This window comes from Serratia sp. KH_031 (genome assembly GCF_057839655.1).
Window position 1 is genome coordinate 4464363 of record NZ_CM174496.1, and the last position, 24605, is coordinate 4488967.

The 24605-nt window shown below is 51.5% G+C and carries 23 protein-coding genes; 12 read left to right on the forward strand and 11 right to left on the reverse strand.

Features of this window, described 5'->3' with window-relative positions; translation table 11 throughout:
• Positions 1–289: 289 nt before the first annotated feature.
• From hofQ to pilM, 5 genes are read right to left on the reverse strand one after another with little or no spacing between them, the layout of a single operon-like run.
• A complete protein-coding gene (gene hofQ / locus AC3ISQ_RS20255; RefSeq protein ID WP_489349408.1) occupies positions 290–1537 on the reverse strand; it encodes a DNA uptake porin HofQ in 1248 nt (415 codons plus the stop codon).
• A complete protein-coding gene (locus tag AC3ISQ_RS20260; RefSeq protein ID WP_489349409.1) occupies positions 1534–1881 on the reverse strand; it encodes a HofP DNA utilization family protein in 348 nt (115 codons plus the stop codon). Before AC3ISQ_RS20260 ends, hofQ begins: the two co-directional genes overlap by 4 nt.
• Positions 1874–2368, reverse strand: coding sequence for a hypothetical protein (locus AC3ISQ_RS20265; RefSeq protein WP_489349411.1), 495 nt, complete (start codon positions 2366–2368; stop codon positions 1874–1876). The genes AC3ISQ_RS20260 and AC3ISQ_RS20265 overlap by 8 nt, the downstream gene beginning before the upstream one ends.
• Entirely contained in the window at positions 2361–2897 is a 537-nt protein-coding gene (locus tag AC3ISQ_RS20270; protein ID WP_489349413.1) for a PilN domain-containing protein, read from the reverse strand. The genes AC3ISQ_RS20265 and AC3ISQ_RS20270 overlap by 8 nt, the downstream gene beginning before the upstream one ends.
• The gene (gene pilM, locus AC3ISQ_RS20275; protein WP_489349415.1) at positions 2897–3742 is read right to left on the reverse strand and encodes a pilus assembly protein PilM; all 846 of its coding nucleotides are present in this window, start codon (positions 3740–3742) and stop codon (positions 2897–2899) included. The genes AC3ISQ_RS20270 and pilM overlap by 1 nt, the downstream gene beginning before the upstream one ends.
• A gap of 120 nt (positions 3743–3862) precedes the next feature.
• On the opposite strand from pilM, the gene mrcA reads away from it, so the two are divergent.
• On the forward strand, positions 3863–6424 hold the full coding sequence (mrcA, locus tag AC3ISQ_RS20280) for a peptidoglycan glycosyltransferase/peptidoglycan DD-transpeptidase MrcA (protein ID WP_489349417.1): 2562 nt from the start codon (positions 3863–3865) through the stop codon (positions 6422–6424).
• Between the two features lie 71 nt (positions 6425–6495).
• Here the strand turns inward: mrcA and nudE are convergent, their stop codons facing one another.
• Positions 6496–7050 (reverse strand): ADP compounds hydrolase NudE, encoded by a 555-nt coding sequence (nudE, locus tag AC3ISQ_RS20285; protein WP_489349419.1) that lies wholly within the window; start codon positions 7048–7050, stop codon positions 6496–6498.
• Positions 7051–7414: 364 nt separating this feature from the next.
• Between nudE and AC3ISQ_RS20290 the strand changes: the two genes are divergently transcribed.
• The 6 genes from AC3ISQ_RS20290 (at position 7415) to AC3ISQ_RS20315 (ending at position 13832) form a co-directional block, all read left to right on the forward strand.
• Positions 7415–9544, forward strand: a complete 2130-nt coding sequence (locus AC3ISQ_RS20290; protein ID WP_489349420.1) for an intracellular growth attenuator family protein — start codon at positions 7415–7417, stop codon at positions 9542–9544.
• 80 nt (positions 9545–9624) lie between these two features.
• Positions 9625–10305 carry a GMP/IMP nucleotidase gene (gene yrfG, locus AC3ISQ_RS20295; RefSeq protein WP_489349422.1) on the forward strand — a complete coding sequence of 227 codons (681 nt, stop codon included), beginning with the start codon at positions 9625–9627 and terminating at the stop codon, positions 10303–10305.
• Positions 10302–10709, forward strand: a complete 408-nt coding sequence (gene hslR, locus AC3ISQ_RS20300) for a ribosome-associated heat shock protein Hsp15 (protein ID WP_489349424.1) — start codon at positions 10302–10304, stop codon at positions 10707–10709. The genes yrfG and hslR overlap by 4 nt, the downstream gene beginning before the upstream one ends.
• Before the next feature lie 26 nt (positions 10710–10735).
• Positions 10736–11629, forward strand: a complete 894-nt coding sequence (gene hslO, locus AC3ISQ_RS20305) for an Hsp33 family molecular chaperone HslO (protein WP_489349426.1) — start codon at positions 10736–10738, stop codon at positions 11627–11629.
• Positions 11630–11825: 196 nt separating this feature from the next.
• Positions 11826–13445, forward strand: coding sequence for a phosphoenolpyruvate carboxykinase (ATP) (gene pckA / locus AC3ISQ_RS20310; protein WP_489349428.1), 1620 nt, complete (start codon positions 11826–11828; stop codon positions 13443–13445).
• A gap of 126 nt (positions 13446–13571) precedes the next feature.
• The gene (locus AC3ISQ_RS20315) at positions 13572–13832 is read left to right on the forward strand and encodes a FitA-like ribbon-helix-helix domain-containing protein (protein WP_489349430.1); all 261 of its coding nucleotides are present in this window, start codon (positions 13572–13574) and stop codon (positions 13830–13832) included.
• A gap of 54 nt (positions 13833–13886) precedes the next feature.
• Here the strand turns inward: AC3ISQ_RS20315 and AC3ISQ_RS20320 are convergent, their stop codons facing one another.
• Genes AC3ISQ_RS20320 through ompR form a run of 3 tightly spaced genes read right to left on the reverse strand, consistent with a single transcriptional unit; the run spans position 13887 to position 16784 of the window.
• On the reverse strand, positions 13887–14696 hold the full coding sequence (locus tag AC3ISQ_RS20320; protein WP_489349431.1) for a MipA/OmpV family protein: 810 nt from the start codon (positions 14694–14696) through the stop codon (positions 13887–13889).
• A 1-nt stretch (position 14697) separates the two neighbouring features.
• On the reverse strand, positions 14698–16068 hold the full coding sequence (envZ, locus tag AC3ISQ_RS20325) for a two-component system sensor histidine kinase EnvZ (protein WP_489349433.1): 1371 nt from the start codon (positions 16066–16068) through the stop codon (positions 14698–14700).
• Complete coding sequence (gene ompR / locus AC3ISQ_RS20330) at positions 16065–16784, reverse strand: osmolarity response regulator transcription factor OmpR (RefSeq protein WP_037402839.1); 720 nt, start codon at positions 16782–16784, stop codon at positions 16065–16067. The genes envZ and ompR overlap by 4 nt, the downstream gene beginning before the upstream one ends.
• A 197-nt stretch (positions 16785–16981) precedes the next feature.
• On the opposite strand from ompR, the gene greB reads away from it, so the two are divergent.
• The 5 genes from greB to AC3ISQ_RS20355 all read left to right on the forward strand — a co-directional run bounded on the left by greB (position 16982) and on the right by AC3ISQ_RS20355 (position 23335).
• Positions 16982–17458, forward strand: coding sequence for a transcription elongation factor GreB (gene greB, locus AC3ISQ_RS20335; protein ID WP_489349435.1), 477 nt, complete (start codon positions 16982–16984; stop codon positions 17456–17458).
• 111 nt (positions 17459–17569) lie between these two features.
• Positions 17570–19906, forward strand: coding sequence for a Tex family protein (locus AC3ISQ_RS20340; protein WP_489349437.1), 2337 nt, complete (start codon positions 17570–17572; stop codon positions 19904–19906).
• Between the two features lie 568 nt (positions 19907–20474).
• Positions 20475–20699, forward strand: a complete 225-nt coding sequence (feoA, locus tag AC3ISQ_RS20345) for a ferrous iron transporter A (protein WP_489353408.1) — start codon at positions 20475–20477, stop codon at positions 20697–20699.
• A gap of 72 nt (positions 20700–20771) precedes the next feature.
• The gene (gene feoB, locus AC3ISQ_RS20350; protein ID WP_489349439.1) at positions 20772–23087 is read left to right on the forward strand and encodes a Fe(2+) transporter permease subunit FeoB; all 2316 of its coding nucleotides are present in this window, start codon (positions 20772–20774) and stop codon (positions 23085–23087) included.
• Positions 23087–23335 (forward strand): FeoC-like transcriptional regulator, encoded by a 249-nt coding sequence (locus AC3ISQ_RS20355; RefSeq protein ID WP_489349441.1) that lies wholly within the window; start codon positions 23087–23089, stop codon positions 23333–23335. Before feoB ends, AC3ISQ_RS20355 begins: the two co-directional genes overlap by 1 nt.
• 55 nt (positions 23336–23390) lie before the next feature.
• On the opposite strand, the gene AC3ISQ_RS20360 is transcribed toward AC3ISQ_RS20355, so the two are convergent.
• Together AC3ISQ_RS20360 and bioH are read right to left on the reverse strand one after the other, a co-directional pair.
• Positions 23391–23672, reverse strand: a complete 282-nt coding sequence (locus AC3ISQ_RS20360; RefSeq protein WP_489349442.1) for a YdgH/BhsA/McbA-like domain containing protein — start codon at positions 23670–23672, stop codon at positions 23391–23393.
• A gap of 129 nt (positions 23673–23801) precedes the next feature.
• The gene (gene bioH / locus AC3ISQ_RS20365; RefSeq protein ID WP_489349444.1) at positions 23802–24572 is read right to left on the reverse strand and encodes a pimeloyl-ACP methyl ester esterase BioH; all 771 of its coding nucleotides are present in this window, start codon (positions 24570–24572) and stop codon (positions 23802–23804) included.
• Positions 24573–24605 lie beyond the last annotated feature (33 nt).

Consider the following 24605-nt stretch of genomic DNA (forward strand, 5'->3'; position numbering starts at 1 on the left):
GACGGGATCTAAACTGAAACCTCATGAGCGATAGTGCGAGATCAGACGAAAAATTATCTCAACACTCAGGGTAGTTTGGCAACCGAATAAATCGCAATCCACGCCGCAGGAGGGAAACCATACGTTTTTAACAGCGTTTGGTATTGAAAAAAAACCTCGGTGCTCAATTCGGTAACCCTTGTAAGCTAAATCTGCCGCAGCGTCAAACGCAGATGCCCTATCGCTGTGAAAAAAGTGCATCTGCGTGTCAACTTTCCGCATTTTTACCCGCGGCACAATCCCTTGCCAATCAGGCTTTGACCAGCGTTGGAGTGATAAATATCACCAGTTCACGTCGTTTGTGCTGTTTGCTACTCTGTTTGAACAACGATCCCAATACCGGCACATCACCTAAACCCGGTACTTTGTCCGCACCTTGGCTATTTTGCCGCTGAAAAATACCGCCTAACACGATGGTTTCGCCATCTTTCACCGTTACCTGAGTTTTTATTTCTTGCTTATCAATCGCCAAAGCCTCTCCTTCACCCCGTTTAATCGAACGGCCTGGCATGTTCTGGCTAATTTGCAGCGTCAGGGTGATGCGGCCATTGGGTAAAATCTTCGGCGTGACCTCCATACCCAATACCGCCTCTTTAAATTCCACCGAGGTCGCGCCGCTGGTTCCGCTCGACACTTCATACGGAATTTCAGTGCCCTGCTTGATGCTGGCGGTTTGTTGGTGAGCGGTGAGTAACCGCGGGCTGGCAATGATTTCCACCTCATTTTCCTGCTCCAACGCGGTCAGTTCTAAATCTAGCAACCGCCCGCTGATGCGCGCCAGATGGAAACCGGCGGTCACCGCGCTGTTGGCCACTGGCAGACCAAGATTAAACTCCCCCATCCGCATAGTTTTTGTCGGAGCTTCTTCGGTAGCTAATCCCCAACGCACACCCAACTCGCGCAGATTCTCGCTGCTGATGGTGACGATATGCGCCGCCAGTTGCACCTGCTCGATCGGCGTATCCATTTCTGTTACCCACGTTTTCAACACCGTCAGCGCCGCGGCGGTATCTCTTAACATCAAAGCATTGGTGCGTTTATCCACCACCACGCTACCGCGCTCACTCAATAGAGTGCCACGTTGCGCATTCAGGCTTTGAGCAATCTCATTGGCATCAGCGTTTTGTAGTGGTAACGTCAGATTCTGCAACGGTTGTTGATTCACCAGCGCCTGCTGCCGACGCTGTTTTTCCTCGTCATCCGGTTCTGGGAAAACCATCATCACATTGCCGTCAAGGTTCATCGAGAGCTTGCCCATGCGTAAAATCACCGCCAGCGCTTGTTGCCAAGGCACGTTATCCAACCGCAGCGTTAAGTTGCTCTCAACGCCTTCGGCGGCCACCAAATTGAGTTGCTGATAATCCGCCAACGCCTGCAACACCACGCTAATTGGCGCATCTTGAAATTCCAGTGAGATCGGTTTTTGTTCTTGAATCGCAGCTTGAGCCAAAGTCGCGATACCCCACAACAACGCCACAAACCCATTGCATCCTTTCATGATGATTTCCTTAGGGTTAACACCACATGAGTGGTGGATGGTTGGCACGCGTCACTCTCTCCCGCGACCGTTAATTCCAACTGATTTGGCTGAATTAGCCCTACCTGCCAACCGCCATTAAACAAAAGTTGCTGTGGTTTTAACCGCAGCCACTGCCCCGAAGAAGTGATAACCCAGCCGTGGCGCAACGATTGCTGCCCGATGATGCCTTTCAATTGCCAGTTCTGCGGGGAATCAGCGGGAACAACGCAAGGTGAGATCAGCGGCGGTTGGAAGGGATCACGCAAGGTTGCCGCTAACATGCAAGGGAAAAATAATAGCCAAACACTGAAGCACTTAATCATCAGCATCTCCTTGCAAGGTGAGCTGCACTTTCAGCTTGGCCTCCTTGGCTTCGATCCCCAGTTGGCTGATACGTTGCGTGGGTGGCAATTGTTCTAACAGGCTAAGCAGACCATAAAAATCAATCTGTAATTTAGCCGTTTGCTGAGCAGGTTTTTCTTGCTGTTGCCAGCGTTGCAACGCGCCGCCAGCCTGTTGCAGGAACGATGAAAGCTTTGGGGAATTCTCGGCGGCAGCATGCCGCGCCAAACGCTGTTCAAGCTCGTCGAGCGAGGGCAACAGTGCTAACTGCTGCTGTTGCTGGCGAATTTGTTGTGCCACTTGTTGTTGCTGTTCTAACAATTGCGCACGCTGTTGCCATTCATCCTGCAAGCCAAAACGAATGGTCAATAAGCCGAGGCAACTCAGCACTAACCATTGAATCAACAGCAACTGCCAACCGGGGCGTAATAACCACGGAATCAACCAAACAGGTAAAGACTTATCCATGACTCCCCCAACGAGCCGTCAGGGTGAATGACAGTAAACCATCTTGGTGCCGCGCCACGTCGGTCAAGCGGCACTGCTGCAACAACGACAACTCCGTCAACCGCTGCCCAAACAGCACAATCGCCGCATGGTGCTGGCTTAATCCCTGTAAAGTGATGCCCTGCGCACTTTCTTCTAGCCCGACTAGCCACAGCGATTCCGGTATCACACTGGCGATCTGTTGCAGCAACTGCGTATATCGCTGGTTATGCGACTGATTTTGCTGGCGCAGCGCCTCTTGCGCCGTCTTTTTTGTCAATAAAACCATCGCCTGTTGCGTCTGTTGGTAGCGCAGAGTCAACTCGTTCTGTTGTTGCTCTAAACGTTGCAGAGATGCACGCTGCTGCCCCTGCTGATAACGCAACACGGCAAAAAATACGACGCTAATCAGCAATAGCACGATGAGTTGGCCGAGCAAGATACGTCGCCAGAAAAGATAGCGCTGACGCTGAGCCAATTCACGCCACGGCAATAAATTCACCTGGAACATCAGCAATCCTCCCCACGCAGCGCTAACCCACCAGCGACGACAAAGGCCGCAGGTAATGCCGGTAACGGCGGCTGCAAATGGCGGAATGCGCTAAATGGCGACCACGCCTGCAAGCCTTCCGGCAACGTTTCTTCCAACAGGCTACTGTAATAAACCGCCTGTTGCCCCATTGCCGGGTAAGCGAGGTGCAACGCGGCGAGAGCTTGGGTGACATCATTAAATTCATCGCAACGCAGCAAACCATAGCTGAATGGCACAGCATCAGGCGCCACCCATAACCACTCTTCCTCCAACCGATGCAACAACCCAGCCTCACTCGGCAACCCAGCGGCACAGGCCATTCCTCTCAATGCGCAGGGAGTGATATCTACCACTTGGGGTTGCAAATCGGCTTGTTGCAGGCAGTGCAACCATTGCTGCAATTCTTGTTGGCGCGCTGCTGTCAGTAACAATTGCGTCACATTCGATGAGGAAGAGCGATAGTCCAGCGCCAACGTCTGGCTATCGAGGGGAAACTGCTTCAACCCTTGCGTGGTGATGTAGCGATTACGTGCTGGCTCCTGCAAACGCCCGTCCGGCACCGCCATCTGACTTTGCAGTACACGCTGTGCTGGCAGCGCAATACGTAAAGAAATATGCTGAGGTAAACGCACTCGCCACTGGCGTAACGCGTTAATTAATATTTCAGATTGATCCAAGTAACCATCATGTAACACCGGTTGCGATAACGCTTGTTGCCACCAATGGCGCAGTTGCCAACCACCGCGCCGCCGTTGTGCCGCCAGCGCTCGAATGGAATTGCCTTGTATATCCAACCCCACTTGCCACGTCTGAGAAAAAACCATTTTTACCTCGCCTCCCTATCGTCTCGTGACAAAAGAACATATCCATGTCGCAGGCTTGCCTTTATACTACTGCGCGGTTGTTTATAAACTGCCCAAATGCCACTAAATGGGAAATTTCAGGTGAAGTTCGTAAAGTATTTTCTAATCCTTGCAGTCTGTTGCATTGTGCTGGGAGCAGCCTCGATTTTTGGTTTGTACAAATATATCGAGCCACAGCTACCCGATGTCGCAACGCTGAAAGATGTGCGCTTGCAAATTCCGATGCAGGTTTATAGCGCCGATGGCGAACTGATCGCCCAATTCGGTGAGAAACGTCGTATCCCGCTGAAGCTGGATCAAATTCCGCCAGTGATGGTGCACGCCTTTATCGCTACCGAAGACAGCCGTTTTTATGAGCATCACGGTGTCGATCCGGTCGGTATCTTCCGTGCCGCCTCTGTTGCTTTGGTTTCCGGCCATGCCTCTCAAGGGGCCAGTACCATTACCCAGCAATTGGCGCGAAACTTCTTCCTCAGCCCTGAACGCACCCTGACTCGTAAGATCAAAGAAGCCTTCTTGGCGGTGCGTATTGAGCAGATGCTGACGAAAGATGAAATTCTTGAGTTGTATCTGAACAAGATCTACCTCGGTTACCGCGCCTATGGCGTGGGTGCAGCCGCGCAGGTCTATTTCGGTAAAGACGTCAGCCAACTGACCCTGAGCCAAATGGCTACTATCGCCGGTTTGCCAAAAGCGCCGTCCACCTTTAACCCGCTCTACTCTCACGATCGCGCGGTAGCCCGCCGTAACGTGGTGTTATCGCGGATGCTGGACGAGCACTACATCACCAAAGATCAGTACGATCAGGCCCGTAATGAACCATTGGTCGCAAACTATCACGCACCAGAAATCAGCTTCTCTGCGCCTTACGTCGCCGAGATGGTGCGTCAAGAAATGATCAAGCGTTACGGTGAGAACGCCTATACCGACGGTTATAAGGTTTACACCACCATCACCAAACGTTTGCAGCAGGCAGCGCAAGAATCGGTACGTGATAACGTGCTGGCTTACGATATGCGCCACGGCTATCGCGGCCCGTCCAACGTGCTGTGGAAAGTGGGTGAATCGGCGTGGGATCAGAAGCAAATCGTTGATTCGCTGAAAAACCTGCCAAGCTACGGGCCGTTATCACCGGCGGTCATCACTCAAGCCAGTGCCACCGAAGCGACTGCAATGCTGGCCGATGGCACTAGCATTGCGTTGCCGATGTCGGTGATGCGTTGGGCACGTCCATTCAAGTCCGATACTTTGCAAGGCCCAACGCCAAAAAGCGTGACTTCCGTTGTGCAAGCCGGCCAGCAAATTTGGGTGCGTAAGGTCAACGATGTTTGGTGGCTGTCGCAAGTGCCAGACGTGAACTCGGCGCTGGTGTCAATCAACCCGAACGACGGCGCGGTCAAAGCGTTAGTGGGTGGTTTCGATTTCAACCAAAGTAAGTTTAACCGTGCAACTCAAGCACTGCGTCAAGCCGGTTCTAATATCAAACCATTCCTGTATACCGCAGCGATGGACAAAGGCCTGACGCTGGCGACCATCCTCAACGACTTGCCTATTTCCCGCTGGGATGCTGGCGCCGGTACCGACTGGCGGCCAAAAAACTCACCACCGGTGTATGACGGTCCAATCCGTCTGCGTCAAGGATTAGGGCAGTCGAAAAACGTGGTGATGGTGCGTGCAATGCGGGCGATGGGTGTCGATTACGCCGCTGACTATCTGCAACGCTTCGGCTTCCCGGCTCAGAACATTGTGCATACTGAATCCTTGGCCTTAGGCTCCGCGTCATTTACCCCACTGCAAGTCGTGCGCGGTTATGCGGTGTTGTCTAACGGCGGTTATCTGGTCGATCCGTACTTCATCGCCAAAATTGAAGACGATAACGGCAACGCGGTATTCGAAGCTAAACCGAAGATTGTCTGCGATAGCTGTAATCTGCCAGTGATTTATGGCGATACCCACCGTGCAGCCGAGCTGTCAGACGATAACGTGGAAAACGTTGCGGTTTCGCAAGAAGGTAACAACAGCACGGTGCCGATGCCACAGCTTGAGCAAGTGACTCCAGCGCAAGTACAGCAAGATGGCGATCAGCAATATGCGCCACACGTCATCAGCAGCCAACTGGCGTTCTTGATCCACGACGCGCTGAACAGCAACATCTTCGGTGAGCCGGGTTGGATGGGTACCGGCTGGCGCGCAGGGCGCGATCTGAAACGTCATGATATCGGCGGCAAAACCGGTACCACCAACAGTTCAAAAGATGCTTGGTTCTCTGGTTATGGCGGCTCTGATACCGTCACCTCAGTGTGGATCGGTTTTGACGATCACCGTCGTGATTTGGGTCGTTCAACGGTTTCTGGTGTCATTCCTGATCAAATTTCCGGCGGCGAAGGCGGTGCGAAAAGTGCCCAGCCGGCGTGGGATGAATTCATGAAGTCAGCGTTAGAAGGTGAACCAGAGAAGAAAGAAGTGCCACCACCAGGCATTGTTAGCGTCACCATCGACAAGAGCAGCGGTAAGCTTTCCAAAGGTGGTGCAGGTAGCCGTTCCGAGTACTTTATCGAAGGGACGCAGCCGACCACTTACCCGACCTACGATGCGGGTACTACCCTGACCGATCCGGGTGGCGAGAGTCACGAACTGTTCTAACACACCGTTCTAAAATGCCAAAGGCCGGGTGAGTTTGATTCATCCGGCCTTTTTCTTGGTCATGGGTTCAATTAGCGCGCTTCGCGCAAAAACCTCTCCGCTAAAAACAACGCGCTCACATTACGCGCCTCACGAAAATCCGGTTCTTCTAGCAGCGCCATCAAATTGGCAATCGGCCAACGCACTTGCGGTAACGGCTCGGGCTCGTCCCCTTCCAGACTTTGTGGATAGAGATCGTGCGCTAACACAATGTTCATCTTGCTGGAAAAATAGGAAGGGGCCATGGTCAGTTTGCTCAGGAAATCGAAACGTTTAGCGCCAAACCCCACTTCTTCCATCAGTTCACGATTGGCCGCTTCCAACACACCTTCACCGGGATCGATCAAACCTTTCGGGAAACCCAGTTCGTAAGATTCTGTGCCAACAGCATATTCACGAATCAATAACAGGGAATCCCCGATCACCGGCACAATCATCACCGCTTCACGATCGGAAGGGCGCATACGTTCATATACCCGCCGGACGCCATTGCTGAATTCCAAATCAACCGATTCAACGTTGAATAAACGTGAACGAGCCACGGTTTCTACTTTTAGAATCTTAGGTTTTTGTAGGTGTTTATCCATGACGGTCTCAAATAGATTATCGAGCCAATTCGATCTTGGGAGCATTGTGCGTTAATGCGAACCTTTGCGGCAACGAACACCGTAGTAATTTACTTATTTTTAACAAGAGTGGCGAGCGTTCTGTGTTTTACCGGCCAAAAAGCGATCAAAAAAATAGGATAATACTGATACCTGACGGTGGGGTGGATTGCTAACATCACGCAGGTAAGGGGTTTACACAAACAGCTTCGCAGCATAAATGAATGAGAACTGAGTAACGATTTTAACGTCTACTCATTCTTATGGATGCCCCCGCGCTGTTTACTCCGTATAATATGCAACTTTTCATCAGGTTGACGAGGTTCACGGCATAAATGGGGATCGCATGAGCACAATAGTGTTGATATTGGCCATAGTGCTTGCCTGCCTGATCGTCGCTGGCCTGTATTTTTGGTACAAAGCCCGAACTCAGCCCGCATTAGCGCGCGCATTGCCGTTCCTCAAACCTAACCACCGTAAACTGACGCCTGAAGAACGCGCAGCAATCGAGCATTATCTTGGTCAGCAAAACCGACTAGGCAGTAAACTGCTGCCCGGCAGTACCGCGTTAGTGACCAGCAAATTAGCGCTCACGGCACAAAGCGACAACGTTTATCCGATTACCCATTCGATTACCCGCTACGGCTTAGCCAGCGATGAACCCAATAAATGGCGCTACTATATGGATGCAGAAGAAGTGCATCTGCCGCCGTTTTGGGAGCAATACATCACTGCTGATAATCATATCGAAGTGATCAAAACCCAAACTTTGCCGTTAGTGATTTCACTCAACGGCCACTCGTTGCTCGATCATATCCACGATCGGCCACCAACCCCGGTGGTCAGTGCTGCGCCAACGCGTAATGCCTCGATCCGTAAGGAAGAAAGCGAACACGTTGAACTGGTTAATATCCGCAAGGAAACACCAGAAGAGTACCAACTGCATCGCCCCAACGGTATCAAAGACGCCAGTATTATCTCCGCCGCCCTGCTGCTACTATTTTTCAGCCTGATCAGCCCAGTATTGGTGATCCCTTGGATGATTTTCGTCGCGGTGCTGATAATGGTTTGGGGCTGTTGGAACCTGCTTCGTCGCCCAAGTGAAGGTGAATTAAAAGAAGTACACTGCCTACGTGGCACACCAAAGCGTTGGGGATTGTTTGGCGAATCCAATCAAGGGCAGATCAGCAATATCTCACTAGGCATTATCGATCTGATTTACCCGCCGCACTGGCAGTCTTATGTTAACTCTGATTTGGGAAAAACCACCAACGTGGAGGTTTATCTCAATCGGCAGGTGATTCGTCAGGGGCCTTATTTATCTCTGCACGATGAAGTGAAGAACTTCCCGTTACAGCAATGGGGTAAGAACGCCGTATTGGCCGCCAGTTCGCTGTTAATTCTAGTGTTATTACTGAGTACCATCCCACTGAGTCTGCCGCTGAAACTCAGTTTGGCTTGGATGCAAGGGGCACAAAAAACCGAAGTCACCAGCGTACAGACTCTGGAAAAAATGCCATTACACATCGGCGACACGCTGAAAGTACAAGGAAATGGCATGTGCTACGTTCCTCCTGCGGGTGTCGGCTCGTCAGCCAGCTTTATGCCGTTTGATTGCTCCGGCATTTACTGGAATACCGCCGCCCCACTGCCGCAGCCGGAATCCGAAGTCATAGACAAAGCATCGGCGCTATTGACCGCCGTGAACCATCAGTTACATCCCGATGGCAGCGAACAAAAACTCAACCCACAGTTAGCCAGCGCGATTGAGAAATCAGGCATGATTCTGCTCGATGATTTTTCTGACATTGTTTTGAAAGCTCAAGATTTATGCGGTGACAGTAATGATTGTACCCGCTTGAAAAATGCATTGGTCAATCTGGGTAATGCCAAAAATTGGAACGGGCTGGTAAAACGCGCCAAATCTGGCTCACTGCAGGGTATGAACGTGTTGTTGCGCCCGGTCAGTGCCGAATCGTTGGAAAGCCTGACTAAAGCGGCGACCTCATCCTTTGTCTATAGCGAAACTCGCCAAGCTGCGGCGGCGCTTAACAGCCCACCACCGGGGGGATTCCTGTTAACCAGCGACGAAGGTAAGCAACTGGTCAATCACCCGATGCCCGCCATACCGCTGAATGAATACAATGCTCTCGACCAATGGAACGAACTACAACGCCTGTCGAGTATGTTGCTGCACACGCCATTCCAAGCGCAGGGCGTGATTACCAATATCACCGTGGATGCCAACGGTACGCGTCATATCGCGCTCCACAGCGAGCCAGATATGATCACGCTGTGGCGTTATCTGGGCACCAGTCTGCTGCTATTGGGCGTTGTGGTTAGCCTCGGTTATAACACTTGGCGCTTGATCCAACGTCGCCGTATGAACCAACACCGAATGGCAGATATTCAACGCTATTACGATAGCTGTTTTAACCCTCAACTGACCCCGGTAGCGATCAAACCGGTGGTTTAGCCTTAATTCTGCAATCTGTTTATACTACGCCATAGTTTATTTTCTCTGCGAACCGCAGTGGGTTCGCCTATGGAGTTTTCATGGTTCCTGAATTCAACTGGCGTGAAATTGATACCGTATTGCTGGATATGGATGGCACCCTGCTCGATTTGGAGTTCGACAGCTACTTCTGGCAACACCTGATCCCGCAAAAGCTCAGCGAACAACGCGAGATCCCGCTAGAGCAAGCACGCTCCCTGATATTCGACCAATATCATGCTGTTCGACACACCATGAACTGGTACTGCTTCGATTATTGGAGTGAGCAACTAAGTCTGGATATTTATCGCATGACGAGTGAAATAGGTAGCCGTGCCCGACTGCGTGATGACACCACTCCGTTTTTGCAGGCGCTGCGCGACTCCGGGCGACAAACGATTTTGCTCACCAATGCCCATCCGCACAGTCTAGCGGTAAAAATTGAGCATACGGGTTTAGATAGGCACCTTGATTTATTACTTTCTACCCACACATTTGGTTATCCGAAAGAAGATCAGCGGCTATGGCAAGCGGTGCAACAACAAACCGGTTTTGATCCCAATCGCACTTTGTTTGTTGACGATGTCGAAACGATTTTGGATTCCGCCAGCACCTTTGGCATCCGTTATTGCCTCGGCGTGCAAAACCCGGATTCCAGCTCGACGGAAAAAACTTTCCAGCGTCACCCATCAACTCATGACTATCGTCAGTTGATCCCGGCGTTGGAACTGGGGGCGTCATGAAAGGAAAAGAAGAAGCAGATAACGTCATACGGTTGGATAAGTGGCTATGGGCCGCTCGTTTCTACAAGACCCGTGCACTGGCGCGTGAAATGATCGACGGCGGTAAAGTGCATTACAATGGTCAACGTAGTAAACCCAGTAAGGTCGTCGAACTGAACGCCGAAATCAAACTACGTCAGGGTAATGAAGAACGCACGATCGTCGTACTGGCACTCACCGCCCAACGGCGCGGTGCGACCGAAGCGCAGCAGCTCTATCAGGAAACCGAAGCCAGTATCGTCAACCGTGAAAAAGTAGCGCTGGCGCGGAAAATGAATTCCCTGACAATGCCGCATCCGGATAGACGCCCGGACAAAAAAGAACGTCGCGATCTACTTAAATTTAAATTTGGTGAGTCGGAATAATCCCTTACCAACAACGAGAGAAAACTATGTCCAACCATGACCAATTGCACCGTTACCTGTTCGAAAAACACGCGGTGCGCGGTGAGCTGGTTACCGTCAGCGAAACCTATCAACACATGCTGGAAAACCACGATTACCCGGCAGCAGTACAAAAACTGCTGGGTGAAATGCTGGTAGCCACCAGTCTGCTGACCGCGACATTGAAGTTCGATGGTGACATCACCGTACAATTGCAGGGCGATGGCCCGCTGAAACTGGCAGTGATCAACGGTAACAATCAGCAAGAAATGCGCGGCGTAGCGCGTTTACAAAATGACGACGTCAACATTGCCGCCGAGAGCACATTGCATCAGATGATTGGCAACGGTGTGATGGTGATTACCATTTCGCCAACCGAAGGCGAACGCTATCAAGGTGTTGTTGGGCTGGAGGGAGAAACCTTAGCCGAATGTCTGGAAGCTTATTTCCGTCAATCCGAACAGTTACCAACGCGTCTGTTTATCCGTACCGGTGAAGCCGAGGGGAAACCAGCGGCAGTAGGTATGTTGTTGCAGGTGTTGCCAGCGCAGGACAATTTCAACGCCGATAACTTCGATCACCTCGCGACCTTGACCCACACGGTTAAAAACGAAGAGTTGTTCGGTCTACCGGCCAACGAAGTGTTGTACCGTCTGTATCACGAAGAAGAAGTCACCGTTTACGAACCGCAAAACGTGGTCTTCAAATGCACCTGCTCCCGCCAACGCTGCGCCGATGCACTGCTAACACTGCCAACAGAAGAAGTGGCTGAAATGTTGGAACAAGATGGCAAAATTGAAATGCACTGCGATTATTGCGGCAGTGATTATCAGTTCGATCCAATGGATGTTGCAGCCCTGTTTGCCGGTGGTAGCAACAATCACGACAACCAAGTCCACTAAGTTCAATTTTTCCCTTACGGGTGCCGCCAGCACCCGTCCTTCCTCGCTGTTTTCACGTTTGCTTTTTTCCGTGTGCTATCTCGCAAAACGTAACGAAATACCGAGTAAAACGTTAAATATTTGATACCTATCGCGGTTACAGACTGCTAAATCCCTACAATTGTCGCCAGAAATTCTGTGACCAAGGAGTAGTGACATGCGTGTTAAAGGTATAACCCACCAGGATCTTGCCGCTTATGGAATTCATAACGTTGGCGAAATCGTTCACAACCCGAGCTATGAATTACTGTTTAAGGAAGAAACCGATCCTTCTCTACAAGGATTCGAACGCGGTGTAGTGACCAATCTGGGTGCGGTAGCCGTTGATACCGGGATTTTTACCGGTCGTTCCCCAAAAGATAAATACATCGTCCGTGACGACACCACTCGCAACACCCTGTGGTGGGCCGATCAGGGCAAAGGCAAGAATGATAACAAACCCCTCAGCCCTGAAATCTGGGCCGAGCTAAAAAAACTGGTGACTAATCAGTTATCTGGCAAACGCCTGTTCGTTGTCGATACTTTCTGCGGAGCCAACGCGGATTCCCGTTTGAAAGTCCGTTTTATCACTGAGGTTGCTTGGCAGGCACACTTCGTCAAAAACATGTTTATTCGCCCGACGGATGAAGAGCTAGAAGGCTTCGAACCCGATTTCGTGGTGATGAACGGCGCTAAATGCACCAACCCTGATTGGCAAAAGCAAGGGCTGAATTCAGAGAACTTTGTCGCATTCAACCTGACCGAGCGAGTGCAGCTAATTGGCGGGACTTGGTACGGCGGCGAAATGAAAAAGGGTATGTTCTCAGTCATGAACTACCTGTTGCCGTTGAAAGGCATTGCTTCCATGCACTGTTCCGCCAACGTGGGTGAGAAAGGTGATGTGGCAGTGTTCTTTGGTCTGTCCGGCACCGGTAAAACCACCCTATCCACCGATCCTAAGCGCCAGTTGATCGGCGATGATGAGCACGGTTGGGACGATGACGGTGTGTTCAACTTCGAAGGCGGTTGCTACGCTAAAACCATCAAGCTGTCAGAAGCCGCGGAGCCAGACATCTATCACGCTATCAAGCGCGATGCATTGCTGGAAAACGTGACCGTTCTGGCCGATGGCACCGTCGATTTCAACGATGGTTCAAAAACCGAGAACACTCGCGTTTCTTATCCGATCTACCACATCCAGAACATCGTTAAGCCAATTTCCAAGGCCGGTCATGCGACTAAAGTGATCTTCCTGACTGCCGATGCCTTTGGTGTGTTACCGCCGGTTTCTCGTCTGACGGCCGACCAAACTCAGTACCACTTCCTGTCTGGCTTCACCGCTAAATTGGCCGGTACCGAGCGCGGCGTCACCGAGCCAACACCCACCTTCTCCGCCTGCTTCGGTGCCGCATTCCTGTCGCTGCACCCAACGCAGTACGCAGAAGTGCTGGTAAAACGTATGCAAGCCTCTGGCGCACAGGCTTATCTGGTCAACACCGGTTGGAACGGAACGGGTAAACGTATTTCGATTCAGGATACCCGTGGCATTATCGACGCCATCCTCAACGGTGAAATCGATAAGGCGGAAACCATCACGCTGCCAATCTTCAGCCTCGCGATGCCAACCGCTCTACCGGGCGTCAACCCTGCAATCCTCGACCCACGTGCAACTTACGCCAGCACCGCACAATGGGAAGAAAAAGCGCAGGATCTGGCCAATCGCTTTATCACCAACTTTGATAAATACACCGATACCCCAGCAGGCGCAGCGCTGGTCAGTGCCGGACCAAAATTGTAATACCCTCAAGTAAGTTGTTCAGCTAAGGCGTGGATTCCACGCCTTTTTTTATTTTTTACGATTGTTTTTTGAACAACAAAGAGGATAATAGACAGTGCTTACTCATTGATAAAAAAGGAGATTGCGATGAATTGCATAACTATCGGAAATATTGACGACGATCTGGACATGTTGCTGCGTATTTCCGCCATCAAAAACGGTCATTCCGTTGAAGAAGAAATTCTTAGCATTTTAAAAACAGCGCTGGTAACACGCTCACCGAGATATGGCTTAGGGACTTGGATCCACCAACAGTTTGCCGAATTGGGCGGTGTTGAGTTGGATATCACCCGCGATAAAACCCCAGGACGTGTTTTCAACTTCGACACAGGTGAATACGATAAATGATTATTCTTGATACCAATGTAGTTTCGGAACCCCTACGACAAGTACCCTGTTCATTTAGCGCCAAGCATAGCCCACGCCAATACCATAAGTAATCTGATTACGCTCACCGCGCTGTTGCACGATTGGGCTATCGGCCGCATCGTTCATCAGGTATTGATCGAAGATCATCGCGCCGGTGTACCAATTCGGCGTCACCTGTACCAAGGCACCAATCCAGCCGTAAACCTGCTGTAAGCCACCGCCGGGCTGATATTGAGGCAAACCGCTGGCTGCTGAATCCCCTTCCGTCACACCGTAATAAGTACGGTTAAAATCGGCACTCACCCAAGAGGCTCCAACCCCTGTTCCCAACAAAACACGATGGCTGACTGGCATCCAGAAACTGCCGCTAACGTTCAAATGCGCGCCGTCATAAACCATTCCCGCATTAGTGGTCAACGCTGCGCCAAAGCGCAATTGGTAAGGAATACCTTCGGTATTGAGGTAGTTATAACCGACGAAGCCACCAGCCTCGATGGTGGTATCGACGTCGTGAATTTTAGACACCACGGCATCATCGACATTACTGCGCCCAAGACGCAACGATGCCGCTGGCCCCCATTGCCAACCGGTTTCACCACCGAGATTGTATTGGGCATAGGGCCCATACCATTCAAACAGATGCCCACTGTCGGTCATATAACGCACGCCGGGCAATGCACCCAAGGTTCGCTCCTTACCGCCAGCATATTGCGTGGTAGAACCTATGCCGATCCCGACCAAATTCGGTAATGCTTGAGTTTGTGGGAGATCGACCGGAGCCGCAAAAACACGACTAGAGAGTAGCGCTGCACACAGCAGCGCTAAGAAAGGAAAAAAACGCAAATCAGCTATTCTCTTTGACTGGATGATTACCGTTAACCGGTTCAGAATTTTCAAGCGGCAATGGAATGTAAGCGCGGATCCGCAATCCACCACGCTCGCTGGTGCCGATATCTAGCACCCCGTCATGTCCGTCGATAATACGTTGTACAATCGCTAACCCAAGGCCGGTACCACTGGTGCTACGCGCGCTATCACCACGCACGAAAGGTTGGAACAGATGCTTCAGTTCCTCTGGTTTGATCCCCGGACCATCGTCTTCGACCTGGAACCAACCGCGCTGCAATTCACGTCCGCTACTGACTTTAATCCAACCGTTACCGTAACGTGCCGCGTTAACCACCATATTGGCCACCGCGCGTTTTATCGACAACGGATGTAAATCCATCAACAATTCACCCGGCGCAATATCGGTGTCAATTTCGCGTTCATAGCCGCTTTCTGCTGCAACAACCTCACCCAGAATCGAATTCAGATCGCTGAGCTCAGTTTGCATTTCCTGCCCAGTGCGCAAGTAATCAATAAACTGCTCGATAATGGCATTACATTCTTCGATATCTTTATTGATCGACTCCGCCAGATAGCCATCTTCTTCGCCCATCATCTCCGTCGCTAAGCGAATACGCGTCAGAGGAGTACGAAGATCGTGACTCACGCCGGCCATCAACAAGGTACGATCGTCAGCCAGTTGCTTCACGCCAGAAGCCATCTGATTAAAGGCTCGCGTGACCGAACGCACTTCTGATGCGCCATACTCACGCAGTGGCGGCGGCACCAATCCCTTGCCCACTTGTATTGCGGCATGCTCCAGCTCCACCAAGGGTCGGTTCTGAATGCGGATAAACAACCACGCCCCGCCAATCGCCAACAGCATGATTGCCAAGGTATAACGGAACAGCGGCGAGAAATCGCCCTGATGAATTTCAGTTAAAGGCACACGCACCCAGATATCTGGGGACAACCAAGTTTTCAGCCAAACAACCGGTGAATTCTTGTTGACCTCCACCCGGACATCGGTCGGTCCACCGAGCTGCTGCGCCATCTGCTGGCTGAGGAATTCGTAGTGTTGCGCCCAGCGCAACCCACTCTCCTCTGCCGCAGCATTGGTATACAGCGAAATGCCCAACTCACGGTAGATTTCACGGCGGAACGCCGGTGGCACTTCAAGCAAAGTGCCATCTTCCAACTGCAACCGATCAGTCATCAGCATACGGACTTCGTAAGCCAACACCTTGTTGAACTGTTGCAAGCTAGGCAAGATGGCGAAATTGAGCACCACCAGATAAGTCGTCACCAAGCTGACAAACAGCAAGGTGACAATCAACAGTAAGGTTCGGGCAAACGAGCTACGCGGTGAAAAGCGCAATCGCCTCATGCCTTAGTGCCGTCCGGAACAAAAACGTAGCCTAAACCCCAAACGGTTTGGATATAGCGTGGATGTGCAGGATCTTCTTCCACCATACGACGCAGGCGGGAGATTTGAACGTCGATGGAGCGTTCCATGGCGCTGTATTCACGGCCACGTGCGAGGTTCATCAGCTTGTCGCGTGAAAGTGGCTCACGTGGATGGCTCACCAGTGCTTTCAGCACCGCAAACTCGCCGCTGGTCAATGGCATCGGCTCATCTTCACGGAACATCTCGCGTGTACCGAGGTTCAGTTTGAATTTACCAAAGGCAATAACCGCTTCTTCTTGTGAAGGGGCGCCCGGCAGTTCATTGGCTTGGCGACGCAACACAGCGCGAATACGTGCTAACAGTTCACGCGGGTTGAAAGGTTTAGGGATGTAATCATCAGCACCGATTTCCAGCCCAACGATACGATCGACTTCTTCACCCTTAGCGGTCACCATGATGATCGGCATTGGGTTGCTCTGGCTACGCAGACGGCGGCAGATGGACAACCCATCTTCACCTGGTAACATCAGATCCAACACCATCAGGTGGAATGATTCGCGTGTCAGCAAACGATCCATTTGCTCAGCATTAGCGACGCTGCGAACTTGGAAACCCTGTTCAGTTAAATAACGCTCTAAAAGCGCACGAAGGCGCATGTCGTCATCGACGACCAGAATCTTATGATTCTCTTGCATTGTATGACTCCCAAAGGCTGTATTGCCTGACTCGAATATTGTTAAGAAATGGCTCTATAACTGACAGCATTTAATGGTATACATTCTAGACGAAATTGTTACAAAGCTTATGCTTTTTCCCATTTATCAACAATATTCGTTAAAAGCCAGATAAAAAGAAGTGACTCTAGGTCAAAAAACAACCACGACGGAACCCGATGAAAACACCTTTAATTACCCGCGAAGGTTACGACAAGCTTAAACAAGAACTGGACACCTTGTGGCGTGAAGAACGGCCTGAAGTGACCAAAAAGGTCACTTGGGCAGCCAGTTTGGGCGATCGCAGCGAAAACGCTGATTATCAATACAATAAAAAGCGGCTACGTGAGATCGACCGCCGCGTGCGCTACCTCACCAAATGTTTGGAACATCTGAAAATTGTCGATTACTCCCCGCAACAAGACGGCAAAGTGTTCTTTGGCGCCTGGGTAGAGATCGAGAATGATGACGGTGATATCAAACGCTTTCGCATCGTCGGCTACGATGAGATTTTTGGCCGCAAAGACTACATCTCGATCGATTCGCCCATGGCGCGTGCACTATTAAAGAAAGAAGTGGGTGATACCGCCACGGTACAAACCCCAGCAGGCGAGGCATTCTGGTACGTTAATCAGATTGATTACCTGAAGGAATGACGTTTTCAGCGTTTTCTGAATCGCCATCTGGCCTGCTTTACTGGCAATTTCCCGTGGCAGACCGTATAACTGTCCCCTATTAATTTACCGCCCCGAACAGATAACAGACTTATGAATGACCCACTGAGCCGCATTATTGCAACCGAATTGCAGGCCCGGCCGGAGCAAGTTGACTCCGCCATCCGTCTGCTGGATGAAGGTAATACCGTGCCGTTTATCGCACGCTATCGTAAGGAAGTCACCGGGGGTCTGGACGATACCCAATTGCGTCAGTTGGAAACCCGTCTGGGTTATCTGCGCGAACTGGAAGACCGTCGTCAGACCATCCTCAAATCGATCGACGAACAAGGTAAACTGACCGAGCAGCTAGCTGGCGCGATCAACACCACACTCAGCAAAACCGAACTCGAAGACCTTTACCTGCCGTACAAACCTAAACGCCGCACTCGTGGACAGATAGCGATTGAAGCCGGCCTGGAACCACTGGCGGAGACGCTGTGGCAAGACTCACAACAGCAACCGGAACAACTGGCAGAACAATTTGTCGATGCCGATAAAGGCGTTGCCGATGTCAAAGCCGCGTTAGATGGCGCGCGTTACATCCTGATGGAACGCTTTGCCGAAGACGCCACCCTGCTAGCTAAAGTCCGTGACTACCTGTGGAAAAACGCCCATTTGGTGTCCAAGGTCGTCGAAGGTAAAGAAGAAGAAGGCGCGAAGTTCCGCGACTATTTCGATCACCACGAACCGATTGCCCAAGTCCCTTCTCACCGCGCACTGGCGATGTTCCGTGGCCGCAACGAAGGTGTACTGCAACTGGCACTAAACGCCGACCCACAGTTCGAAGAAGCACCGCGCGAAAGCCAAGGCGAGGTGATTATTACCAATCACCTCAATCTGCGCCTAAACAATGCACCAGCTGACGCATGGCGCAAAGCGGTGGTGAACTGGACATGGCGTATCAAAGTTCTCCTGCATCTAGAAACCGAATTGATGGGCACGGTACGCGAACGTGCAGAAGATGAAGCCATCAACGTATTCGCCCGCAATATGCACGATCTGCTGATGGCGGCTCCCGCCGGGATGCGCGCCACCATGGGGTTGGACCCAGGCTTACGTACTGGGGTGAAAGTGGCGGTAGTTGATGCCACCGGTAAATTGGTCGCCACCGATACCGTCTATCCACATACCGGGCAGGCAGCCAAAGCAGCAGTTGCCGTTGCCGCTCTGTGCAAAAAATACCACGTGGAACTGGTTGCCATCGGCAACGGTACCGCCTCACGTGAGACCGAACGCTTCTTTGCCGATCTGCAACAGCAGTTCCCCGAAGTTAAAGCGCAGAAAGTGATCGTCAGTGAAGCCGGTGCATCGGTCTACTCGGCCTCTGAACTGGCAGCGTTGGAATTCCCGAATCTGGATGTTTCCCTGCGCGGTGCGGTGTCTATCGCCCGCCGTCTGCAAGATCCGCTGGCAGAGCTGGTGAAGATCGATCCTAAATCCATCGGTGTCGGTCAGTATCAGCACGACGTCAGCCAGAGCCAATTAGCGAAGAAGCTGGATTCCGTGGTGGAAGACTGCGTGAACGCCGTCGGCGTTGATCTGAATACTGCTTCGGTGCCATTATTGACTCGCGTGGCCGGTTTGACTCGCATGATGGCGCAGAACATCGTCACTTGGCGTGATGAGAATGGTCGCTTCGATAACCGTGATCAGTTACTGAAAGTCAGCCGTTTAGGGCCAAAAGCCTTTGAACAATGTGCGGGCTTCCTGCGTATCAACCACGGTAATAACCCACTGGATGCTTCCACCGTTCACCCGGAAGCCTACCCCGTAGTCGAGCGGATTCTGGCGGCGACCGAGCAGGCATTGCAAGATCTGATGGGCAACCCAAGTACCGTACGCAACCTGAAAGCCAGCGATTTCACCGATGACAAATTCGGCGTACCGACGGTAACGGACATCCTGAAAGAGCTGGAAAAACCGGGGCGCGATCCTCGTCCAGAATTCAAGACCGCGACATTTGCCGATGGCGTCGAAACCCTCAACGATCTGCAAATTGGTATGATCTTGGAAGGTTCAGTCACTAACGTCACTAACTTCGGTGCTTTCGTCGATATTGGCGTACATCAAGATGGCCTGGTGCACATCTCTTCACTGGCTGACAAGTTTGTGGAAAATCCGCATACCGTGGTCAAAGCCGGTGACATCGTCAAAGTGAAAGTGATGGAAGTGGATCTGCAACGTAAGCGTATCGCACTGAGTATGCGTTTGGATGAGCAACCGGGCGAAGGCTCCCCACGTCGCGGCGGGAGTAATAACGCGCCAGCGCGCGATAACACCTCACGCCCAGCGGCCAACAAAGCCAAACCACGCAATAATACCCCTGCGGGTAACAGCAACAGTGCGATGGGTGATGCACTGGCCGCGGCATTCGGTAAAAAGAACTAATCTCACTCTGCAGGGCGGATAATTTCGCCCTGCATTTTTTGATATCCATCAATAGAATGTCTTATTTTGTTCCCGCAACAACGGATATATAAATTCCGATTCTTATGCTTTTTAGCAGCCCCCATCAAAACGATTAATTAGCTCGATGCGTAATACAGAATAACGTTGCCGATCATTTCTCGTCGAAACACAAATAGTTACCGCTCGCATTTAACTTTATCTCTCAGCGACAAACTCCCCTGACAGTAATGAAACGGATCAAAATGCAATGCGACATTTCGCAGACACAGAGAAATAGCTACAATTATGCAACTGTTTTAACATGATATTCGCATTTGCAGACCGTCTGGCTTGGTGCTAAAAAGAGTACAAATTTGCGACGAGATGAGCAAATGTGAACCTACTAACGATTGCTTACTAATATCCTTGCTTTCGGTATTGAATACGATAATTATTCTCACTAGTATTATCTCGTGTATTCAGCATCTCACGCCAAGTGATAAACCATTTCGGTATGCCGTCCCCTGACGTTCCCCCAGGAACGCCGAGCATGATTAAAGAAGGTTATATGCCTCTTCTGCCAAAACAGACTTATAAAATCGCCGGTTTCTCCACGGAAATCAGCCCGGCTTATCGCCAGAAATTATTGTCGCTCGGCATGTTGCCAGGTTCGTCATTTGAAGTGATACGTATTGCGCCTTTGGGCGATCCGGTCGAAATCAAAACCCGTCGCGTGAGCTTGGTGCTACGCAAAAAAGATTTGGATCTTATCCTGCTCGACGGCCAATCCTAACGACGCCGCCCAGTTTTTGGCCGCGCTCCCTTTGCCCGGCTTGAGTTCAATTTACAGACATCATGTTGGATTATGAAAAAACTCACCATCGGCTTAATTGGTAATCCGAACTCAGGAAAAACCACGCTATTTAATCAGTTGACCGGCGCCCGTCAGCGGGTCGGCAACTGGGCTGGGGTCACTGTCGAGCGCAAAGAAGGCCATTTTGCTACGCCACAGGCGCAGGTCACACTGGTCGATTTACCCGGCACCTACTCACTCACCACTATTTCTGAGCAAACTTCGCTCGATGAGCAAATCGCCTGCCACTACATCTTAAGTGGTGATGCTGATTTGCTGATCAACGTGGTCGATGCATCGAATCTGGAGCGCAACCTCTATCTAACGCTGCAACTGCTGGAGCTAGGCGTTCCATGCATCGTGGTGTTGAATATGTTGGACATCGCGAAGAGCCAGCATATTGCGATCGACATTGCTGCATTGTCGGACCGTTTGGGTTGCCCGGTAGTACCGATGATTTCGACCAAAGCCGATGGCATTGGCGTGTTGAAGCAGATGATCGACACCCACCAGTTCAACCAACTGAAAACACTGGTCAATTACCCTCCTCTATTACTGCAAGAAGTCGACAAACTCAGCGCAGCCATGCCGCAAAGCCTGCCGGAAGCGCAACGCCGCTGGATCGCGGTGCAAATGCTGGAAGGTGATATCTATAGCCATTCGATGGCAGGAAACGCCGTCGCCTTACTGCCCGAAACTAAGCTGGCACTGCAACAACAGCAGCAGGAAGATCCCGCATTGGTGATCGCCGATGCGCGTTACCAGTCAATTTCAACGCTGTGCGACGCAGTCAGTAACTCACAGCAGGCAATGCCCAACCGCCTGACCGAGATACTGGATAAAGTAATTTTGAACCGCTGGCTGGGCGTACCGATTTTCTTGCTGGTGATGTACGTGATGTTCGTCTTGGCGATCAACATCGGCGGCGCATTGCAACCGATCTTCGATCTTGGCTCGGCCGCTATTTTCATCCAAGGCATTCAATGGCTGGGTTACACCCTGCATTTCCCGGAATGGTTGACGGTATTCTTGGCACAAGGAGTTGGCGGCGGGATCAACACCGTGCTGCCGCTGGTACCACAGATAGGCATGATGTATCTGTTCCTATCATTCCTAGAAGACTCCGGCTACATGGCGCGTGCCGCATTCGTGATGGATCGCCTCATGCAAGCGCTGGGTCTACCGGGTAAATCCTTTGTGCCGTTGATCGTCGGCTTTGGTTGTAACGTGCCCTCCGTGATGGGCGCTCGTACCCTAGACGCCCAGCGTGAACGCCTGATCACCATCATGATGGCACCGTTTATGTCCTGCGGTGCACGCTTGGCAATCTTTGCGGTCTTCGCCGCCGCCTTCTTCGGGCAAGATGGCGCAGGCGTGGTGTTCTCGCTCTATATTCTGGGGATTGTGGTCGCCATTCTCACCGGGTTGGTGCTGAAATACACCATCATGCGTGGCGAAGCCTCACCGTTTGTGATGGAGCTTCCGGTCTACCACGTTCCCCATCTGAAAAGCCTACTGCTGCAAACTTGGCAACGCCTGAAAGGTTTTGTGCTGCGCGCCGGTAAAGTCATCATCATCGTCAGTATTTTTATTGGTGGCCTGAACAGCTTCTCGTTCAGCGGCAAACCGGTCGGCAATATCAACGATTCGGCGCTGGCTTCGGTGTCTAAAGTACTCACCCCGCTGCTGAAACCGATGGGCGTACAGCCGGATAACTGGCAGGCCACCGTTGGCTTGGTGACCGGTGCAATGGCGAAAGAAGTGGTGGTCGGTACGTTGAACACCCTGTATACCGCCGAACACATTACCAACGAACAGTTCGACGCGGCTAACTTCAATCTGTTAGATGAATTGGGTGGCGCAGTGCAGGAAACCTGGCAGGGCTTGAAAGACACCTTCAGCCTGAGCGTGCTGTCTAACCCCATTGAAGCCAGCAAAGGCGACGGTGAAATGGGCTCCAGTTCCATGGGCACCATGAGCACCAAGTTCGGTACGTCGATCTCCGCCTACAGCTACCTGATCTTCGTGTTGTTGTATGTGCCTTGCGTGTCAGTGATGGGAGCCATTGCCCGTGAGTCCAGCCGCGGTTGGATGACGTTCTCCATCCTGTGGGGATTGAATTTGGCCTACTCGCTGGCGACCCTGTTTTATCAGGTGGCGACCTTCCAGCAGCATCCGCAATACAGTTTGGTCGCCATTCTTGCGGTATTAATCGTCAACGCGTTGATCTTGTTTGGTCTGCGCAAAGCCCGCAGCCGCGTAACGGTACGTCTGAGTAATGCGACACCCGCCAGTTGCTGCAAGGGCCCGCAGGGTGATTGTCACTGATGGCTAGCCTGCTACAAATCCGCGATGCTGTGGCGCTGCACGGTAACGTGCAAGCGCAGCAACTCAGCCGGCAGTTAGCAACCCCGCTGTCGCTGGTCGAGGCCATGCTGGAGCGCTTAACCGCAATGGGTAAAGTCGAGCGTATCGAACAGGATAATAGCGATTGCTTGAGTGGCAGTTGTAAGAGTTGCCCGGAAGGTCAAGGGTGCAGCAGTACCGTGGTTTACCGCTTGAAAAATACTGACTGAGAATTGATAAAGAGGGCGCAGCTTCAATGAACACTGCGCCCTCACTTAATCGAGGTTACTTCTTGTCTTTGTAAATTTCAGCCATCGCGCTGAATTTACCGTGTTCACGACCCGCGATAATCACGTAGTACTGAGCACCCTTCTCATCCGCCTTTTTAGCCAATGCATCTTTGACATCCATCGGCGCTTCTTCACCGGTTACCGTTACGGTACCTAGGCTTTCATATTTGGTCGGGTCCTTTGCCACATCTTCTTTAGTCAACAGCGTCGCAGCCATTGCACCAAAAGACATAGAACCGACCACCAGAGCTGCAACAACCATCTTCAATGATTTCATAAAACGTCCCTCTAATATGGAATTTATAATTAACTATCCGCCATTAACCGTATTCGGCAGATACTCTATTTATTCTCCGATACCGTTTACATTTCGCGCTCTTTTGTGCGGTTAGCACGTCTCGCCACATCAACGTGCCACAATAAATTCGTGCACCGTACTGGCGAATTCATCGGGGTGGGAAACAAACGGCGCATGGGCAGCTTTCGGCATCACCACCGCAGGTGATTGCGGCCACGCTTCATCCAATAACGGTGCCACTTTGCGCGGAACCAGCCCGTCGAGATAACCATAAATCCGCAAATGTGGCAGCGTGAGAGCCGCCATCGGCTGGCGTAAATCGGCGGTACGCAGAATTTCCAATCCGCCATTCAAAACTTCAGCACTTGGCATCGGTTGGTTCAACACCACCGATTTCAATAAGCGTGCATCCTGACGAGCACTTTCAGTCCCCAGCGTCTGCAACGCCAAAAAACGCTCCACGGTACGCTGGAAATCAACACTCAATTGGTGTTGGAAACCTGCCAACACATCAGGGCGAATACCCGGCCATGCATCCTGCTCAGCAAAACACGGGGAGGTCGCCACGCTAATCAAGCCATTCACCCGCTGTGGGTGAGTCAATGCAATCTGACTGGCTATCAATCCACCAAGCGACCAACCTAACCACCAAGCTTGCTCCGGCGCAACAGCCAATACCGTTTCCGCCATCTGCTCCAGCGACATAGCACCAAAACCCTGACTGCGGCCATAGCCCGGCAGATCGACCAGATGCAGGCGAAAATGCGGCGACAATCGCGTTAACATGCAACCCCACACCTCGGCATTCAGCCCCCATCCATGCAACAGCACAAGATCGCGATCGCCTTCACCTATTGTTTGCCAATACAACGCAGTCATCAGTTATTGTCCTTGTTTCAGTCCGTCACGGAG

Coding starts and splice junctions, on each gene's coding strand:
- hofQ (WP_489349408.1), bottom strand. CDS start 1,537: ATGAAAGGATGCAATGGGTTTGTGGCGTTGTTGTGGGGTATCGCGACT.
- AC3ISQ_RS20260 (WP_489349409.1), bottom strand. CDS start 1,881: ATGATTAAGTGCTTCAGTGTTTGGCTATTATTTTTCCCTTGCATGTTA.
- AC3ISQ_RS20265 (WP_489349411.1), bottom strand. CDS start 2,368: ATGGATAAGTCTTTACCTGTTTGGTTGATTCCGTGGTTATTACGCCCC.
- AC3ISQ_RS20270 (WP_489349413.1), bottom strand. CDS start 2,897: ATGTTCCAGGTGAATTTATTGCCGTGGCGTGAATTGGCTCAGCGTCAG.
- pilM (WP_489349415.1), bottom strand. CDS start 3,742: ATGGTTTTTTCTCAGACGTGGCAAGTGGGGTTGGATATACAAGGCAAT.
- nudE (WP_489349419.1), bottom strand. CDS start 7,050: ATGGATAAACACCTACAAAAACCTAAGATTCTAAAAGTAGAAACCGTG.
- AC3ISQ_RS20290 (WP_489349420.1), top strand. CDS start 7,415: ATGAGCACAATAGTGTTGATATTGGCCATAGTGCTTGCCTGCCTGATC.
- yrfG (WP_489349422.1), top strand. CDS start 9,625: ATGGTTCCTGAATTCAACTGGCGTGAAATTGATACCGTATTGCTGGAT.
- hslR (WP_489349424.1), top strand. CDS start 10,302: ATGAAAGGAAAAGAAGAAGCAGATAACGTCATACGGTTGGATAAGTGG.
- hslO (WP_489349426.1), top strand. CDS start 10,736: ATGTCCAACCATGACCAATTGCACCGTTACCTGTTCGAAAAACACGCG.
- pckA (WP_489349428.1), top strand. CDS start 11,826: ATGCGTGTTAAAGGTATAACCCACCAGGATCTTGCCGCTTATGGAATT.
- AC3ISQ_RS20315 (WP_489349430.1), top strand. CDS start 13,572: ATGAATTGCATAACTATCGGAAATATTGACGACGATCTGGACATGTTG.
- envZ (WP_489349433.1), bottom strand. CDS start 16,068: ATGAGGCGATTGCGCTTTTCACCGCGTAGCTCGTTTGCCCGAACCTTA.
- ompR (WP_037402839.1), bottom strand. CDS start 16,784: ATGCAAGAGAATCATAAGATTCTGGTCGTCGATGACGACATGCGCCTT.
- greB (WP_489349435.1), top strand. CDS start 16,982: ATGAAAACACCTTTAATTACCCGCGAAGGTTACGACAAGCTTAAACAA.
- AC3ISQ_RS20340 (WP_489349437.1), top strand. CDS start 17,570: ATGAATGACCCACTGAGCCGCATTATTGCAACCGAATTGCAGGCCCGG.
- feoA (WP_489353408.1), top strand. CDS start 20,475: ATGCCTCTTCTGCCAAAACAGACTTATAAAATCGCCGGTTTCTCCACG.
- feoB (WP_489349439.1), top strand. CDS start 20,772: ATGAAAAAACTCACCATCGGCTTAATTGGTAATCCGAACTCAGGAAAA.
- AC3ISQ_RS20355 (WP_489349441.1), top strand. CDS start 23,087: ATGGCTAGCCTGCTACAAATCCGCGATGCTGTGGCGCTGCACGGTAAC.
- AC3ISQ_RS20360 (WP_489349442.1), bottom strand. CDS start 23,672: ATGAAATCATTGAAGATGGTTGTTGCAGCTCTGGTGGTCGGTTCTATG.
- bioH (WP_489349444.1), bottom strand. CDS start 24,572: ATGACTGCGTTGTATTGGCAAACAATAGGTGAAGGCGATCGCGATCTT.